This is a genomic window from Pseudarthrobacter sp. ATCC 49987, from assembly GCF_009928425.1.
Taxonomy (GTDB): Bacteria; Actinomycetota; Actinomycetes; order Actinomycetales; family Micrococcaceae; genus Arthrobacter.
In genome coordinates, this window is record NZ_JAABNS010000001.1 from 1,792,569 (window position 1) to 1,809,595 (window position 17,027).

Annotated in this window: 15 protein-coding genes; 1 reads left to right on the forward strand and 14 read right to left on the reverse strand. The window is 66.5% G+C overall.

Features of this window, described 5'->3' with window-relative positions:
• Nucleotides 1–53: 53 nt before the first annotated feature.
• The 11 genes from GXK59_RS08525 to GXK59_RS20655 form a co-directional block, all read right to left on the reverse strand.
• Nucleotides 54–434, reverse strand: coding sequence for an RNA polymerase-binding protein RbpA (locus tag GXK59_RS08525; RefSeq protein ID WP_160665985.1), 381 nt, complete (start codon nucleotides 432–434; stop codon nucleotides 54–56).
• Nucleotides 435–568: 134 nt separating this feature from the next.
• Nucleotides 569–826: a preprotein translocase subunit SecG gene (gene secG, locus GXK59_RS08530; protein WP_160665987.1), complete on the reverse strand. Its 258-nt coding sequence runs from the start codon at nucleotides 824–826 to the stop codon at nucleotides 569–571.
• A 49-nt stretch (nucleotides 827–875) separates the two neighbouring features.
• Nucleotides 876–1,691: a triose-phosphate isomerase gene (tpiA, locus tag GXK59_RS08535; RefSeq protein WP_160665989.1), complete on the reverse strand. Its 816-nt coding sequence runs from the start codon at nucleotides 1,689–1,691 to the stop codon at nucleotides 876–878.
• A gap of 81 nt (nucleotides 1,692–1,772) precedes the next feature.
• Nucleotides 1,773–2,999, reverse strand: a complete 1,227-nt coding sequence (locus GXK59_RS08540) for a phosphoglycerate kinase (RefSeq protein WP_160665991.1) — start codon at nucleotides 2,997–2,999, stop codon at nucleotides 1,773–1,775.
• A 10-nt stretch (nucleotides 3,000–3,009) separates the two neighbouring features.
• Nucleotides 3,010–4,020 (reverse strand): type I glyceraldehyde-3-phosphate dehydrogenase, encoded by a 1,011-nt coding sequence (gene gap / locus GXK59_RS08545; protein WP_160665993.1) that lies wholly within the window; start codon nucleotides 4,018–4,020, stop codon nucleotides 3,010–3,012.
• A gap of 282 nt (nucleotides 4,021–4,302) precedes the next feature.
• Nucleotides 4,303–4,926: a superoxide dismutase gene (locus tag GXK59_RS08550; protein WP_160665995.1), complete on the reverse strand. Its 624-nt coding sequence runs from the start codon at nucleotides 4,924–4,926 to the stop codon at nucleotides 4,303–4,305.
• Between the two features lie 172 nt (nucleotides 4,927–5,098).
• Nucleotides 5,099–6,079: a DNA-binding protein WhiA gene (gene whiA / locus GXK59_RS08555; protein ID WP_066438143.1), complete on the reverse strand. Its 981-nt coding sequence runs from the start codon at nucleotides 6,077–6,079 to the stop codon at nucleotides 5,099–5,101.
• A gap of 10 nt (nucleotides 6,080–6,089) precedes the next feature.
• The gene (locus tag GXK59_RS08560; RefSeq protein WP_160665997.1) at nucleotides 6,090–7,109 is read right to left on the reverse strand and encodes a gluconeogenesis factor YvcK family protein; all 1,020 of its coding nucleotides are present in this window, start codon (nucleotides 7,107–7,109) and stop codon (nucleotides 6,090–6,092) included.
• Complete coding sequence (rapZ, locus tag GXK59_RS08565; RefSeq protein WP_160665999.1) at nucleotides 7,109–8,032, reverse strand: RNase adapter RapZ; 924 nt, start codon at nucleotides 8,030–8,032, stop codon at nucleotides 7,109–7,111. The genes GXK59_RS08560 and rapZ overlap by 1 nt, the downstream gene beginning before the upstream one ends.
• Nucleotides 8,033–8,147: 115 nt before the next feature.
• On the reverse strand, nucleotides 8,148–10,175 hold the full coding sequence (gene uvrC / locus GXK59_RS08570) for an excinuclease ABC subunit UvrC (RefSeq protein ID WP_160666001.1): 2,028 nt from the start codon (nucleotides 10,173–10,175) through the stop codon (nucleotides 8,148–8,150).
• 9 nt (nucleotides 10,176–10,184) lie between these two features.
• A complete protein-coding gene (locus GXK59_RS20655; protein ID WP_237393826.1) occupies nucleotides 10,185–10,553 on the reverse strand; it encodes a hypothetical protein in 369 nt (122 codons plus the stop codon).
• 166 nt (nucleotides 10,554–10,719) lie between these two features.
• On the opposite strand from GXK59_RS20655, the gene GXK59_RS08580 reads away from it, so the two are divergent.
• Nucleotides 10,720–12,390 (forward strand): HNH endonuclease signature motif containing protein, encoded by a 1,671-nt coding sequence (locus tag GXK59_RS08580; RefSeq protein ID WP_160666003.1) that lies wholly within the window; start codon nucleotides 10,720–10,722, stop codon nucleotides 12,388–12,390.
• Between the two features lie 51 nt (nucleotides 12,391–12,441).
• On the opposite strand, the gene GXK59_RS08585 is transcribed toward GXK59_RS08580, so the two are convergent.
• The 3 genes from GXK59_RS08585 to uvrA all read right to left on the reverse strand — a co-directional run bounded on the left by GXK59_RS08585 (nucleotide 12,442) and on the right by uvrA (nucleotide 16,982).
• Nucleotides 12,442–13,110 (reverse strand): lysophospholipid acyltransferase family protein, encoded by a 669-nt coding sequence (locus GXK59_RS08585; protein WP_160666005.1) that lies wholly within the window; start codon nucleotides 13,108–13,110, stop codon nucleotides 12,442–12,444.
• Nucleotides 13,097–13,873 (reverse strand): HAD hydrolase-like protein, encoded by a 777-nt coding sequence (locus GXK59_RS08590; protein ID WP_160666007.1) that lies wholly within the window; start codon nucleotides 13,871–13,873, stop codon nucleotides 13,097–13,099. The genes GXK59_RS08585 and GXK59_RS08590 overlap by 14 nt, the downstream gene beginning before the upstream one ends.
• A 124-nt stretch (nucleotides 13,874–13,997) precedes the next feature.
• Nucleotides 13,998–16,982, reverse strand: a complete 2,985-nt coding sequence (uvrA, locus tag GXK59_RS08595; RefSeq protein ID WP_443094274.1) for an excinuclease ABC subunit UvrA — start codon at nucleotides 16,980–16,982, stop codon at nucleotides 13,998–14,000.
• Between the last annotated feature and the right edge of the window lie 45 nt (nucleotides 16,983–17,027).

The following is a 17,027-nucleotide window of genomic DNA, read 5'->3' on the forward strand; positions in this document are numbered from 1 at the left end:
GCTATCCCTCTGTGCTATCCCTCTGTGCTATCCCTCTGTGCTATCCCCCTGTGCTATCCCTCCGGGAAGGCCCGCCGGGCGCGCAGCCTCTCAAGCGCTCCGGCCAGCACGTCTTCGGCGTCCTGGCTGGAGCGCCGCTCTTTAACGTATTCAAGGTGGCTCTTGTAGCCTTCCGCCGGGATGTCCTCCAGCGCGAACTGCGCCTCGTCCCGGGTGGCTGTTCCGCCGCAGCGGCGGCAGTCCCAGACGCCGGGGATCTGGTCGTCGGGCAGCTGGGCGAAGACCAGGGGGGTCTCGTGGCCTTTGGCGCAGCGGTAGATCACTTGGATCCGGGGTGTCCGGGCTGCGGCGCCGTCGAGCGGCTCGTGGCGGGGCGAAGCCCCTTCTGTGGCTCCTACGCGGATACCCCGGAATCCGGAGGCGGAATGCAGCATCGGGAACTCCTGGCTACTCGGCGGACGGAATGCGCATGCAATCGGCCATGCATGCAATCAGCCACAGTGTAGTTCCGGAATTCCCGATGCCGGGAGGGCCACAGGACCCTTTATGAAGTTCTTGGGACGGTGTCCTAGGAGTCGCCGCCGCCGGTGAACCGCATGATCAGGCCCAGGCCGATGATCACGGCGCCCCAGGTGACGCCGAGGATGACGGTGAAGCGGTTCAAGTTCCGTTCGGCCACGCCGGAGGAACTGAGGCCCGAGGTCATGCCGCCGCCGAACATGTCGGACAGGCCGCCACCGCGGCCCTTGTGGAGCAGGATGAGCAAGGTCAGCAGAAGGCTGGTGATGCCCAGGAGGACCTGCAGAATGACATGAAGAACGTCCACGACGGCCTTTCAGAAGATTTGGATTGCGGGGGCCACTACGGTGTCCGGACTAATCCGTCAGCAGGTGACTCTCGAACCTGACAATATTAGCAAACTCGGCGGCATCCAGGCTGGCACCGCCGACAAGCAATCCGTCCACGTCGCGTTCCTTGAGGATCGAGGCGGCGTTGTTGGCCTTGACGGAACCGCCGTAGAGGAGCCGGGTCTTGTTGGCGACGTCTGCACCGAAGAGCGTGGCGAGTTCGGCCCGGATGGCGGCGCACATTTCCTGCGCATCCTCGGGACCGGCAACTTCGCCGGTGCCGATGGCCCAGACCGGCTCGTAGGCGACGACGAGCGCGGCGGCCTGCTCGGGCGTGAGGCCCGCGACGCCGGCGCGGAGCTGCGCGAGCGTGTGGTCCACATGCGTTCCGGCCTGCCGGATTTCGAGGCCTTCACCGGCGCACAGGACGGGGGTGATGCCGTGACGGAAGGCAGCCTTGGTCTTGGCGTTCAGCTCCTCATCGGTCTCGTGGTGGATGGTGCGGCGTTCGCTGTGGCCGACCAGGACGTAGCTGCAGCCAAGCTTGGCCAGGAACTGCCCGGAGATGTCGCCGGTGTAGGCGCCGGAGTCGGCCGGAGAGAGGTCCTGGCCCCCGTAGACAACCTTGAGTTCATCGCCCTGGACCAGGGTCTGGACGCCGCGGAGATCAGTGAACGGGGGGAAAACGGCAACCTCCACCCGGCTGTAGTCGTGCTTGGCGTCGGACAGGGTCCAGGCCAGCTTCTGCAGTAGGGTAATGCCCTGGACGTGGTCCATGTTCATCTTCCAGTTGCCTGCAATGAAGGGCGTGCGGTCGAATTTTCCGTTGGTTGACGTGGTCACGTGGTCTCCAAAAGTTCGTAGCAGTGGAACAGCCGGCAGGGTGCCCCGTCCGGGGACAGGGCACCCTGCCGGCTGGAGGGTCTAGCGGTCCAGGACGCTCAGGCCCGGGAGTTCCTTGCCTTCGAGGTACTCCAGGCTGGCGCCGCCGCCAGTGGAAATATGCCCGAACTGGTCATCGGCGAAGCCGAGCGTCCGGACGGCAGCAGCGGAGTCGCCGCCTCCGACAACGGTGAATGCGCCGGTCTCTGTCAGCGCCTGGGCGATAGCCCTTGTGCCGGCGGCAAACGCCGGGAACTCGAACACACCCATGGGTCCGTTCCAGAACACCGTCCTGGCGCCCCTGATCCGTTCCGCGAAAGCGGCGGCGGATTCCGGTCCGATGTCCAGGCCGATGCCCTGGGCGCCGAAGCTGCTGCCTTCAATCGCGTCGGCGCGCACCGTTTCATGCCCGGCGTCGGCGGCAAACTTGCTGGCCACGACGACGTCCGTGGGAACCACGAATTCTGTCGCGGCGGCCGCCGCCCGCTTGAGGTAGTCCTGCACAACAGGGATCTGGTCCTCTTCCAGCAGGCTGCCGGCCACCTTGTGGCCCGCGGCGGCGAGGAAGGTGAACAGCATGCCGCCGCCGACCAGGATAGTGTCCGCCTTGCCGATGAGGTTGTCGATCACGGCGAGCTTGTCCGAGACCTTGGAACCGCCGAGTACCACGACGTAGGGCCGCTGCGTGTCGGTGGTGAGCTTGCGCAGCACCTCGACTTCGGTGCGGACCAGATCGCCCTGGTAGGACGGCAGCCGGGTGGCGACGTCGTACACGCTGGCGTGCTTGCGGTGCACGGCGCCGAAGGCGTCGTCCACGAAGGCGCCGTTGGGGCCGGTGAGGGCCACCAGCTCATCCGCGAAGGCGCCGCGCTCGGCGTCGTCCTTGGAGGTCTCACGGGCGTCGAAACGCACATTCTCGAGGACGAGGGCCTCGCCGTCCTGCAGCGCCGCAGCCGTTGCCTTTGCGGAGTCGCCGACGGTGTCTTCCGCGAGGGAAACCTTGAAGGGGGCAAGCTCCGCCAGCCGCGCCACCGCGGGCTTGAGCGAGTACTTGTCCTCGGGGGCGCCCTTGGGGCGGCCGAGGTGAGCTGTGACCAGCACGCGGGCACCGGCGTCCGTGAGCTTCGCCAGCACTGGCAGGGAGGCCTTGATGCGGCCGTCGTCAGTGACTGAAGAGCCGTCGAGCGGCACGTTCAGGTCACTTCTGACCAGAACGTACCGCCCGCGGACACCATCAGCGATCAGTTCGTTGAGGGTGTGAAATGTCATGAGTCTTACCCTAGCCCAGCTTGGCTGCGACAAGCTCCGTGAGGTCCACGAGGCGGTTGGAGTAGCCCCATTCGTTGTCATACCAGGAAACAACCTTGACCTGGTTGCCGATCACCTTGGTCAGGCCGGAGTCGAAGATGGAGGACGCCGGGTCGCCGACGATGTCCGAGGAGACAATCGGCTCGTCGGTGTAGGTCAGCAGGCCCTTGAGCTCTGCGGACTCGGAGGCGGCCTTGAGGGCGGCGTTCACTTCCTCGACGGTGGTTTCGCGGGAAACGACGACGGTCAGGTCCGTGGCGGAGCCGGTGGGGACGGGCACGCGGATGGCGTAGCCGTCGAGCTTACCCTTGAGTTCCGGGAGGACCAGGCCGATGGCCTTGGCCGCGCCCGTGGAGGTGGGGACCATGTTAATTGCGGCGGCACGCGCACGGCGGAGGTCCTTGTGCGGGCCGTCCTGCAGGTTCTGGTCAGCGGTGTAGGCGTGGATGGTGGTCATCAGGCCGCGTTCGATGCCAAAAGCATCGTTGACAACCTTGGCCAGCGGGCCGAGGCAGTTGGTGGTGCAGGAGGCGTTGGAGATGATGTGGTGCGCGGCGGGGTCGTAGAGCCCGTCGTTGACGCCCATCACGATCGTGATGTCCTCGTCCGAGGCCGGTGCGGAGATCAGGACCTTCTTGGCGCCGGCGTCGATGTGCTTCTGCGCGTCGGCGGCCTTGGTGAAGAAGCCGGTGGACTCGATCACGATGTCGACGCCGAGCTCGCCCCAGGGCAGCTTGGCCGGGTCGCGCTCGGCGAGGACCTTGACGGTCTTTCCGTCGACGATGATGTTGCCGTCCTTGACCTCGATCGATTCCTTCAGGCGGCCGCCCACGGAGTCGTACTTGAAGAGGTGGGCCAGTGCTTCCGGGCTGGTGAGGTCGTTCACGGCCACGATCTCGAGGTCCGCCCCCTGGGCGAGTGCGGCGCGGAAGTAGTTGCGGCCAATACGGCCAAAGCCGTTGATACCAATACGGGTGGTCACGTTTTCAGTCTCCTTGGTGCTCTTGCAAGCACGACTAGTTGAGAAGGCGCTCAAGCCAACTAACAGATCCCGCACGCCATTGGGCAGAGATGATTAACAGATCGGAGGGCGACCAGCCACATTGCTGAAGGCTAACCGCCTTCCGTGACCTATCTTACGTTTAAGTTGGTCCGCCCCCGCAAGTGCGGGGGCGGACCGTCCACGATTTGAACCGAACGGCTCGAGTTGTGAACTTTGTTACGGTCGCGTGAACTGCGTCACGCAGGAAAAGCGGCTGCTCGCTTAGAGCGTGATGAGGCCGGTGGCGTTCTTGCGGGCAGCGTCAAAGCGCTTGGCGACGTCGGCCCAGTTCACGATGTTCCAGAACGCCTTGACGTAGTCGGCCTTGACATTGACGTAGTCCAGGTAGAACGCGTGCTCCCACATGTCCAGCATAAGCAGCGGGGTGGTGCCGAGCGCGACGTTGCCCTGCTGATCGTAGAGCTGCTCGATGACCAGGTTGCCGCCGATCGGCTCGTAGGCGAGGAAGCCCCAGCCGGAGCCCTGCAGGCCGAGGGCCGCGGCGGTGAACTGGGCGCGGAAGGCATCGAAGGAGCCAAAGGCGTCATCGATGGCGGCCGCGAGCTCACCTTCGGGCTTGTCGCCGCCGTCCGGGGAGAGGTTCTTCCAGAACACGGAGTGGTTGATGTGGCCGCCGGTGTGGAACGCAAGGTCCTTGGAAAGGCGGTTGATGTTGGCGAAGTCGCCCTTGTCGCGTGCCTCGGCCAGCTGGGCCAGGGCATTGTTGGCGCCGGCAACGTAGGTGGCGTGGTGCTTGCTGTGGTGCAGCTCCATGATCTTCGCGGAGATGTGGGGCTCCAGCGCTGCGTAGTCGTAGTCCAGTTCGGGCAGTACGTACTCGGTCACAAAATCCTCCAATGTCGTGGACTGGTTGTCCGTTTGGTAACTCTCGGATTGTGCATCCGGATGTGTTGGCACCCGGAAGTCTCTGGATCGGAATCCAGTGGGCATAGCCTCCGGTCCCCCTGAGGTATTCCCGCAGGCCCGATCCGATTCTGCAGTTGTTTCTGGGGAGAGGCTACTCGTCCAGCATTTCCGGCGTCACATTGGCTTCCGTGCCGGGGATGCCGAGGTCCTGGGCGCGTTTGTCCGCCATCGCCAGGAGGCGGCGGATCCGGCCGGCGATGGCGTCCTTGGTCATGACGGGGTCCGCAAGACGCCCGAGCTCATCCAGGCTGGCCTGTTTGTGCGCGACACGCAGTTCGCCGGCGTATTTCAGGTGGTCCGGGACGTCGTCGCCGAGGATTTCCAGGGCACGGTCCACGCGGGCCCCGGCGGCGACGGCAGCCTGGGCCGACCGCCGCAGGTTGGCGTCGTCGAAGTTGGCCAGCCGGTTGGCGGTGGCACGGACTTCCTTGCGCATCCGCCGTTCCTCCCAGACCATCAGCGCGTCGTGGGCGCCCATCCGGGTCAGCAGTGCGGCGATCGTGTCGCCGTCGCGGATGACCACGCGGTCCACTCCCCTGACCTCGCGGGCCTTGGCCTGGATGCCGAGCCGGCGGGCAGCGCCGACGAGGGCCAGAGCGGACTCGGGCCCGGGGCAGGTGACCTCCATGGCGGAGGAACGTCCGGGTTCCGTCAGGGAGCCGTGGGCCAGGAAGGCGCCGCGCCAGACGGCCTCGGCATCTGCGGCGGATCCGTTTACCACCACGGACGGCAGCCCGCGGACCGGCCGTCCCCGGGCATCCAGCAGTCCGGTCTGGCGGGCGAGGGCTTCGCCGTCGCGCACCACCCGGACGACGTAGCGGCTGCCGCGGCGCAGGCCGCCGCCGGACACGACGATGATTTCGCTCTGGTGCCCATAGACCTCGGCGATGGCGGCACGGAGCCGCCGCGCAGTCGAGGCGAGGTCGACTTCGGCCTCGATCACGATCCGGCCGGAGATGATGTGGAGTCCCCCGGCGAAGCGAAGCATGGCGGACACTTCAGCCTTGCGGACCGAGGACTTCTTGATGTCCAGCCGGGAAAGTTCTTCCTTGACTGATGCTGTCAGTGCCATGGCACCTTTCCTACCTGTTCCCGAAAATGTCGTGGTACGCCGTTGCCAGACGCAGCGGGTCGTGGATCGGCCGGCGGCTCGACGCCCCCACTTTACCCAACACCACCTCGGCGCCGAGCATCCCGGCCGCCTGTTCGAAGTCGGCGAGGTCGGTTACGGACGCCGGATCGGCCAGGACGACGTCGATCGTGAAGTCCGGCGCGTACTCCCGGAGGACCCGCAGATGGTCGGCGGCGGACATTCCGAGGGTTTCTTTGGTGTCCGTGGCGAGGTTCATGGTGAGGCACCGGCGGGCGGCCGTGTTGCAGAGCGCCTCGCGCATTTCCGGCAGCAGCAGGTGCGGCAGCACGGACGTGTACCAGGAGCCCGGGCCGAGGATGACCCAGTCGGCCAGCTCGATCGCGGTGAGCGCCTCGATGCAGGCGGGGGCGTCCTCGGGAAGCAGCCGGACGCGTTCCAGTGAGCCGGCCACTGCGCACTTCGCCTGGCCGGTCAAGGTCTGCAGCACCGAGCTGCCGTCCGGGGCGGAGACGCGGACCTGGCCCTCGATGGTCAGCGGGACGCTGGACATCGGCAGGACCTCCCCGCGGGCGCCCAGCAGCGCGCCGGCCCATTTGAGGCCCGCCACGGTGTCGCCCAGGAGCTCCCAGAGCGTCACGATCAGCAGGTTGCCCATGGCGTGCTCGTCGAGGGAGCCGCCGCGGCCTTTGCCGGGCGCGAAGCGGTGCTGCATCACGTCGCGCCAGGTGCGGCCCCAGTCGGTGTCGTCACAGAGCGCGGAGAGGGCCATCCGGAGGTCTCCGGGCGGCAGGACGCCGTACTCCTCGCGCAGCCGTCCCGAGGATCCGCCGTCGTCCGCTACCGTGACGACGGCGGTCAGCTCGGACGTGAGCAGGCGCAGCGCGGACAGCGAGGCAGAGAGGCCGTGGCCGCCCCCGAGCGCAACGACAGAGGGGCCTTTGTCCTGCTGGCTGGCGAAGGCGGCGCTGGCCGGCGGGACGAGGGGCAACGGCCCGGTGAGCAGCGCCATTATTCGCGGCCCAGGTCCCGGTGGGTGGTGGTCACGGTGACGCGCGGGTACTGCGCGAGCCGGCGGGACAGCTCGACGGCGACAGCAACGGAGCGGTGCTTGCCGCCGGTGCAGCCCACGGCAATGGTGGCGTAGTGCTTGTTCTCGCGGCGGTAGCCGTCCAGGACAGGCTCGAGGGCCAGCACATAGCGTTCCACGAAGTTACTGACGCCTTGTGCCTCCAGCACGTAGTCGCTGACGTCCTTGTCCAGCCCGGTGTGCGGACGAAGTGCCGGCACCCAGTGCGGGTTGGGGATAAACCGGGCGTCGGCGACGAAGTTGGCGTCTACCGGCAGCCCGTATTTGAACCCGAAGCTCATCACGTTGAGTCGAAGGGCCACGGGGCCCGTTTCGCTGAACAGTTCGGTGATCGCGGTGGCGAGTCCGTGGACGTTCAGCGCGGAGGTGTCCAGCACAATGTCGGCGGAGGTGCGGAGTTCGTGCAGCAGCTCGCGTTCGACGGCGATGCCGTCGAGGATCCTGCCGCCGCCCTGCAGGGGGTGGGGGCGCCGGCCCTGCTCGAACCGGCGGACCAGGACGTCGTCGTTCGCGTCCAGGAAGAGCACCCGGAATCCGATGCCACTGGCTTCCAGGTTGCGCAGGGCGGTGCGGATGTCCGCGAACAGTTCCTTGCTGCGGACGTCCATCACAACGGCGAGCTTCGAGATGGAACCCGGGGCGTGGGACACGATTTCCGCGAGTGTGCCGAGCATCTGCGGGGGAAGGTTTTCCACGACGTACCATCCGTGGTCCTCCAGTGCGTCCGACGCAGTGCTCCGGCCGGCTCCCGACATGCCGGTCACTACGAGCAGTTCCGCCTCAACGGGTTTGACCGGCGTCATGCCGTCCGTCTCCGTCCCGGATCCTGCCGTCGACTCTGCCATCAGTGAAGCCCCATTCTGCTGTGCTCTAGTTCTGCTAGGAAGCGTCCGCGGTGTGATGAATCACCGCGCGTGCCGATTCCCAAGTCCTTACCCTAGCTAAGTTTCCCGGTGCTAGCTAAGTCTCCAGGATTTCGCCGGTGGTCATATTGATGGCGGGGACGGTGGCGGAGCCGGCGTCGTCGGTGAAGTGCCGGACGATCGCCTCTGCCAGGGACGGGCCGATCCCCCTGGCGCCGGTGAGTTCCTCGGCGCTGGCCGCCTTGATGCTTTTGACCGAGCCGAACTGGGCGAGCAGGGCCTTGCGCTTGGACTCGCCAAGGCCGGGCACACCGTCGAGCGCGGAGACGGTCATCGCCTTCCCGCGCTTCTGCCGGTGGAAGGAGATCGCGAAGCGGTGGGCCTCGTCGCGGATGCGCTGCAGCAGGTACAGCCCGGCGGACGCCCTCGGCAGGATCACCGGGAAGTCGCTGTCCGGCAGCCAGACCTCCTCGAGCCGTTTGGCGAGCCCGACGACGAACACATCGTCGATGCCCAGCTCGGCCAGGGCACGGGCGGCCGCGTTGACCTGAGGCTTGCCGCCGTCGACCACCACAAGATTGGGCGGGTAGGCGAATTTTGTCCGCGGCGCCGGGGTGGTGGTGTCGGCGACGGCAACGGAGGACGACGGCGCGACGGCGGCGTCCGCCGCGGCGTTGAGCATGGCCTGGTGGCCCGGCTGCCGGGCGGCGTCGGCCTGGACCGTCTTCTCCTGCAGGTAGTTCCGGAAGCGCCGGGTCAGGACGTCATGCATGGCCGCCGTGTCGTCGGTCGCCGCGGCGCCGGTGACGGAGAACTTCCGGTAGTCGGACTTCTTCGGCAGGCCGTCCTCGACCACCACCATGGAGCCGACGACGTTGGTGCCCTGGACGTGGGAGATGTCGTAGCATTCGATCCGCATCAGCGCGACGGGCAACTCGAGGGCTTCCTGCAGTTCCTGCAGCGCCTGGGACCTCATGGTCAGGTCGCCTGCACGCCGGGATTTATGCAGCTTGAGGGCATGTTCGGCGTTGTCCCGGACAGTGGAGAGCAGGGCGGCCTTGTCGCCGCGCTGCGGCACCCGGATGTCGACCCTCGCCCCGCGCAGACCGCTGAGCCATTGCGCCAGCTCGGCCGCATTGCTCGGCTCCGTCGGGACGAGGACCTCGCGCGGCAGCCGGCCCTGCAGTCCGGCCTCCTCGCCGTAGACCTGCTGGAGCAGATGCTCGACGAGGTCCGGGGTGGTGGAGTCCTCGACCTTTTCGACCACCCAGCCGCGCTGGCCCCGGATCCGGCCGCCGCGGACGTGGAAGACCTGCACGGCGGCCTCGAGCTCATCCTCGTGCAGGGCAAAGACGTCGGCATCGGTGCCCTCGGCCAGGACGACGGCGTTCCGTTCGAACACCTTCTTGAGCGCGACGATGTCGTCACGGATCCGCGCGGCCCGCTCGTAGTCCAGTTCCGCCACGGCGGCGGCCATGTCCTTCTCCAGCCGGGTGACGAAAGGCTTGGCCTCGCCGCCCATGAACGTGCAGAAGTCCTCGGCCAGGGCGCGGTGGTCCTCGGCGGAGATGCGGCCGACGCACGGTGCCGCGCATTTGTCGATGTAGCCGAGCAGGCAGGGCCTGCCGCTGGCTTCGGCCCGCTTCAGGACCCCGGCGCTGCAGCTGCGGACCGGGAACACGCGCAGCAGGGTGTCCATGGTGTCCCGGATGGCACCGGCGGTGTAGGGGCCGAAGTAGCGGGTGCCCTTGCGCCGCTCGCCGCGCAGGACCTGGACGCGCGGGTACTTCTCACCCATCGAGACGGCGAGGTACGGGTAGCTTTTGTCGTCCCGGAACATCACATTGAACCGGGGCTTGAATTCCTTGATCCAGGTGTATTCGAGCTGCAGCGACTCGAGTTCACTGCCGACGACGGTCCACTCGACGCTGCTGGCCGTATGGACCATTGCATACGTTTTGGGCAGCAGCCCTGCCGGGTTGGCGAAGTACGAGTTCAGCCTGGATCGGAGGTTTTTGGCCTTGCCGACATAGATGACCCGGCCGTGCGGGTCGCGGAAGCGGTACACGCCCGGATTGGTCGGAATTTCACCCGTCTGGGGTCGGTAACTCGCTGGATCTGCCACGGTTCAAGTCTACTGAGCCTGCAGCCGTGCCCGGGACGGTGCGGGCTGGTGGGAGCTGGCGGCGGGCGGGGCGGGCTGGATTTCAGGCGCGGCGAACAAAGCCCAGGGTGACGCGCCCGAACCTAAGGCTCCCATCGTCCGTGACTGCTCGTTTAAGTGGCGGAGGAGTTCCTCATCCACCCGGTGCCAGCTGATGTCCCGGTCGGCCGTCTCGAAGAATCCGTCCAAGGAGACCGACATCATGAGGATGATCTTGCGCACGTGAGTACCTCCGGTGGCGGCGAACGGCGGCGCGGCCGCCGTCGTACGTTCCAGTGAAGCACCGCAGGATGCGGCAGAACAGGACATGATCCAGCCGGCAGCCTCAGCAAAGCCCATGGTCTGTTACTCCAGGGCGGCCCGTGGGCCACGTCGACTGCAGCAGCTGCAACCCCCAGGCAACTGTCCCCCACGAAATTCAGAAAAACATGCCGGGCCAGACGTTCCTGGGCATCCAGTGCAGCTAGGCCCCCTTCTTGTCGGAGGTGCGCGCTAGTTTGGGTGTATGGAAAGCACGGACTGGAGTGCGGATGGCAGGGAGGCCCTGGTGGCTGTCGGGGTGTTGACTGTGGCGCTGGATTCCGTCGCCGGGGCCGGCGCTGACGGCGGTGGTCCGTCCGGGGCCAGCGCCGGCCGGGATGCTGGTCCGTTGGCGGACGATCCGTTGCGGGATCTTGCCGATGATTGCCTGGATGGCCTGGCCGAGGTCGCCCGGTGGGAGGCGCGGGCCGCGTCGTTGAAGGTGCGGCTGGGCGCGACCTATCTGCGGGCCACCGAAGCTGTGGCGGCCCCGGCGGTGGCCCCGCACGACGCCAAGTGCCAGGAGATGGCGGTGACGGCTGAGGTCGCGTGTGTCCTGACCGTGGGCGAACGGGTCGCCGGAGTCTTCCTGTCCGACTGCCAGGCGCTGACGAGGGGTTTGCCGCTGACCCTGGCGGCGCTGGCGGCGGGGAGGATTTCCTGGGCGCATGCCCGGATCATCGTCGACGAAACCAGCAGCCTGGACCCGGCCGGCGCGGCCGGGCTGGAAGCGCACTTCCTGGACCCGGCCGCACCGGACCCGGCCCGGGGCTGCCCGGCCGGGGAACTTGTCCCGTCCCGGTTCCGGGCCAAGGCCCGCACCTGGCGCGAACGCCACCACCGGGACAGCATCGAGACACGCCACACCAAGAGCGTTGCGGACCGGCGGGTCGAGTACCGCCCGGACTCCGACGGGATGGCCTGGTTCTCCGCGTACCTGCCGGCCGATACCGCGGCGGGGATCTGGGACCGGACCACTTCCGCCGCCCGCGCCCTCCAGGGCCCGGACGAGGCCAGGACCCTGACCCAGTTGCGCGCCGATGTCGCCGCGACCTGGCTGCTGAGCAGTGGACTCGCCGACGGCGAAGTGGCAGGCGGGGGTGTGCCGTCGCCGCGGGCGCAGGTCCTGATCACCGTCCCCGTCCTGTCCCTGCTCGGCGCGGGTGAGGAACCGGCGGTCCTGGACGGGTACGGGCCGATCCCGCCCTCGATGGCCCGCCGCCTCATCGCCGAAGGCGCGGATTCCTTCTACCGGGTCCTGGTGGACCCGCGGGACGGGGCGCCGCTGGAAATCGGCCGGTCCAGCTACCGGGTGCCGAAGGCAGTGCGGCAGTGGCTGCGGCTCCGCGACGGGAAGTGCCCCTTCCCGGGCTGCAACAACCAGTCCCTGGACAACGACGCCGACCACCTCCTGGCCTGGGCCGACGGAGGCACCACCGGGATCTCCAACCTCGGCCAGCCGTGCCGCAAACACCACGGCCTGAAACACAACTCAGCCTGGACACCGGCCGGAGCCAGCAAAGACGCACCGCCCGGCTGGACCTCACCATCCGGAAGGCACTACCCCAGCGAACAGCAGGACTGGGAACCACCCCACTGGCCACCCGGCATCCTGGAAACGAACGGGCTCCTGGGCTGGGAACAGCCCTCGGATGAAGACATGAAACCAGGCGTGGACCCGCCACCGGACAATGATCTGGGCCTGCCGCCGGATCCCGGCCCTGATCCCGATTCCGAACTACCCCCGGACCCTTTCCCGGACTGGCACCTGTTTACGGCCGGGCACCCATGGCCCGCCCAAGACACGGACAACCCCGGCTGGAGAGAGCCACTCGACGAATCCACCCTGGAAAACTTCCATGCCCAACACGCCTGACCGCGGCGGAAATGGGCCAAGCCATCTCGCCCGCGGACTTCGGCAAAGTAGCTACTCGACGGTCTTGCTCTGGTTGTAGCTGGTGGAGCGTTCCTGGCCGCTGAGTGCGGCTATCGCATCCATAATGCGGTCTGTGGCCTGCCGGCGGGCGGGCAGGGAGTGGTCCGGCCCGGTCTTGTCGAAGTAGAGCGGTTCGCCGACCTTCATGGTGAAGTGCTGGGGTTTGACCGACTTACTGTCCGCCGGCTGCAGGTGCTCCGTGCCGATCAGTCCGACCGGGATGACAGGGGCGCCGGTGGTCAAAGCAAGCCAGCCGACGCCGGTGCGTCCGCGGTAGAGGATGCCGTCGCGGGAACGTGTGCCCTCCGGGTAGATGCCAACGCCCTTGCCGGAGTCGAGAATTTCCAGCAGCGTCTTAAGCGCCTGGACGCTGGCGGCCTGCTCGCCGCGTTCCACCGGGATGGAGCCGACAGCCTCGAAGAAGGACTTCATCACCTTGCCCTTGACGCCGCCTGTGGTGAAATATTCCGCTTTGGCGAAGAACGCCACGGGCCGGGGCATCAGCGCCTGGACTATCACGCTGTCCAGGAAGGACAGGTGGTTGGGGGCCACGATGAACGGACCCTCCTCGGGCACGTTGTCCAGTCCGATGACCGTGGGCCGGCAGGTCGAGGTCACGAGGCCCCGCGTGGTCCAGCGGATTGCATCAAACATTGCCATCGGTGCGCACCTCGATTACGGCGTTGTGGTTCTGGTCAGGGTTCACTGCATTTGGGGTCGCTGCGGCGTCCGGCACTTGATCCCGCCGGACTATGGTGTCGTGGAGTGCCGTGCTGCTGTGCACGATCTCCACGGCGCCTGCGGCGTCCAGTTCACCGTCCGAAGCGAAGCCCCAGCCTACGCCGATGCAGTCCAAACCGTTGGCAGCCGCTCCGGCCACATCCTGTGCGCGGTCCCCCACCATGACGGCATGCTGTGTGTCCAGGCCATGTCCGGTGGAGAGGTCCGCCAATGCCGCAGCCACGATGGAAGCCTTGCCCGACGGCACCCCGGCTGCTGCCGCTTCGTCCGCGGCCGAGCCGCGGATAGTGTGGAACAGGACGGCAATGCCGTGGTACTCCAGGACAGTGCGGGCGATGCCTTCGGGCTTCTGGGTGGCGACTGCGAGGGGCCGTCCGGCCTCGACAAACGATTCCAGCAGCTCCCGGATTCCAGGGTAGAGCCTGCTTTGGGCGATTCCGGTGGCCCGGTAGTGGGCGCGGTAGATGCGGATGGCGTCGTCGAGTTGTTCGGCGGGGACCCCCGCGATGTCCGTGAGGGAATGGCTGAGTTTCGGGCCAATCATCGCATCCATCCGGGCTTTGCCGGGAATGCCGAGTCCGAGCTCTGTGAGGGCCGCTGCGATTCCGTCCGATATTCCCTGCGCCGGGTCGACAAGAGTGCCGTCCAGGTCAAAGATCACGGGCACTGTTGTTTGGGTCACCGGCTTAGTTTCTCACGAGTCAACGGATGCCAGAAACTCGCATACCCCGGCGGGAATGTATCTGCGGTGGCGGTGCCGGCGCCTCTGCGGCTTCTACCGCGCAGGCACCGGCACCGGGCCGGTCTTAGGCCAGGATGTCCGCCAGGAAGGCAGCCGTGTGGCTTTCCGTGGACTTGGCGACATGTTCCGGGGTTCCCGAGGCGACGATCCGGCCGCCGCCGGATCCGCCGTCCGGCCCCAGATCGACGATCCAGTCCGCGCTCTTGATGACATCAAGGTTGTGCTCGATCGTGATGACGGTGTTGCCCTTGTCCACGAGGCCCTGGAGGACCAGCAGCAGCTTCCGGATGTCCTCGAAGTGCAGGCCGGTGGTGGGCTCGTCCAGGACGTAGATGCTGCGGCCGTTGGAGCGCTTCTGCAGCTCGGCCGCGAGCTTCACGCGCTGCGCCTCGCCGCCGGAGAGCGTCGTCGCGGGCTGGCCCAGCCGGACATAGCCGAGTCCGACGTCGACGAGGGTGCGCAGGTGCCGGGCGATCGGCGTGAACGCCGCGAAGAACTCCGCGCCTTCCTCGATCGGCATATTCAGCACGTCGGCGATCGTCTTGCCCTTGTAGTGGACTTCCAGGGTTTCGCGGTTGTACCGGGCACCGTGGCACACCTCGCAGGGCACGTAGACGTCCGGCAGGAAGTTCATTTCGATCTTCAGCGTGCCGTCACCCGAGCAGGCCTCGCAGCGTCCGCCCTTGACGTTGAAGGAGAACCGTCCCGGCAGGTAGCCGCGGACCTTGGCCTCGGTGGTGTCGGCGAACAGCTTGCGGATGTTGTCAAAGACGCCCGTGTAGGTGGCCGGGTTGGACCGCGGGGTGCGGCCGATGGGGCTCTGGTCGACGTGGACCACCTTATCGAGGTGTTCGAGCCCCTGGATGGACTTGTGCCGGCCCGCCACTTGCTTGGCGCCGTTGAGCTTGTTGGCCAGGACCTTGTAGAGGATCTCGTTGACCAGTGTGGACTTGCCCGAGCCGCTGACGCCGGTCACCGCGGTAAACAGTCCAAGCGGGAAGGTGGCATCCACGTTCAGGAGGTTGTTCTCCTTGGCGCCGACGACCTTCAGCTCACGCTTCTTGTCGTATTTGCGCCGCTTTTTGGGGATCTCAATCTTTTTCCGGCCGGAGAGGTAGTCGCCGGTGAGGGATTCGGTGTTCTCGAGCAGGTCCTTGTAGGAACCCGAGTGCACCACCATGCCGCCGTGTTCGCCGGCACCCGGTCCGATATCCACCACCCAGTCGGCTTCCTGGATGGTGTCCTCATCGTGTTCCACCACGATCAGGGTGTTGCCGAGGTCCCGCAGCCGGGTCAGGGTTTCGATCAGGCGGCGGTTGTCGCGCTGGTGCAGGCCGATCGACGGCTCGTCCAGGACGTAGAGCACACCCACGAGGCCGGAGCCGATCTGGGTGGCCAGCCGGATGCGCTGGGCTTCGCCGCCGGACAGGGTGCCGGAAGGCCGCTCCAGATTCAGGTACTCCAGCCCGACGTCGAGCAGGAAGGTCAGACGGGCCTGGATCTCCTTGAGGACCTGGTTCGCGATCTGGGCTTCGCGGCCGCTGAGTACGAGGTTGTCCAGGAAGTGGGCGCACTCGCGCATCGGCAGGGCGGCGACTTCGGCAATGGATTTGCCGTTGATCAGGACCGAGAGCGACGCCGGGTTCAGGCGTGCGCCGTTGCAGGCCGGGCACGGGATCTGCCGCATGTACTCCTCGTAGCGGTCCCGGGCCGAGTCCGAGTCCGTCTCGAGGTGTTTGCGGTGGACGTACTGGATGACGCCCTCGAAGCCTGTGCTGTATTTGCGTTCCCGGCCGAAGCGGTTGCGGTACTGCACCACAACTTTATGGTCCTTGCCGTGCAGCACGGTTTGGCGGGTGTCCTCGGAGAGCTTGTCCCACGGGGTTGTCATCGAGAAACCGAGTTCCTTGGCGAGTCCGCCGAGCAAACGGTTCCAGTATTCTGTGGTTGCTGTGCCGAGTGACCAGGGGGCGATTGCTCCCTCCGAGAGGGACAGCTCACCGTTCGGAATGATGAGTTCCTCATCGACCTCGAGCTTCGTGCCGATGCCGCTACAGGCCGAGCACGCGCCGAAGGGGTTGTTGAAGGAGAAGGAGCGCGGTTCGATCTCATCGATCGCGAGCGGGTGCTCATTGGGGCAGGCAAGGTTTTCGGAGAACGCCCTGATGCGTTCGGGATCGTCAGCGTCGAGGTCGACGAATTCAGCGAGAATGCGTCCTTCGGCCAGGCCGAGGGCGGTTTCCACCGAGTCGGTGAGTCGCTGGCTGATGCCCTCCTTGACCACGAGGCGGTCCACGACCACTTCGATGGTGTGCTTGAACTGTTTGCCCAGCTTGGGCGGATCGCTGAGCTGGATCAGCTTGTCATCGACCCGGGCGCGCGAGTAGCCCTTGGCAGTGAGTTCCTTGAACAGCTCGACGAATTCGCCCTTGCGGCCACGGACCACCGGGGCCAGGATCTGGAAGCGGGTCCCCTCGGGCAGTTCCAGCAGCTGGTCGACGATCTGCTGCGGGGTCTGCTTCGCGACGGGCTCGCCGCAGACCGGGCAGTGCGGGCGGCCGACCCGGGCCCACAGGAGACGCATGTAGTCGTAGATCTCGGTGATGGTGCCCACCGTGGAGCGCGGGTTCTTGCTGGTGGACTTCTGGTCAATGGATACAGCGGGCGAGAGTCCCTCGATGAAGTCGACGTCGGGCTTGTCCACCTGTCCCAGGAACTGCCGGGCGTAGGCGGAGAGGGATTCGACGTAGCGGCGCTGGCCCTCGGCGAAAATCGTGTCGAACGCAAGGGAGGACTTGCCCGAGCCGGAGAGCCCCGTGAAGACGATCATGGAATCGCGGGGCAAGTCCAGGTCGACGTTGCGCAGGTTGTGTTCCCGCGCGCCTTTGACGACGAGCCGGGACATGTCCGGGCGCTTCACCGCGGGGCGGGAGTCCTCCCCGCGGCCGGGTTTTGCCGGACTCATCGGAACGGAGCCCATCGGGACGGAGCCCATTTGAACGGAGGGCTGGGAATCAACGGCTGGATCTTCAGCTACGGCTTTAGGCACGCTATCAATGCTAATCGAAAACTTCTTCGAATTTCTATTCCCGCC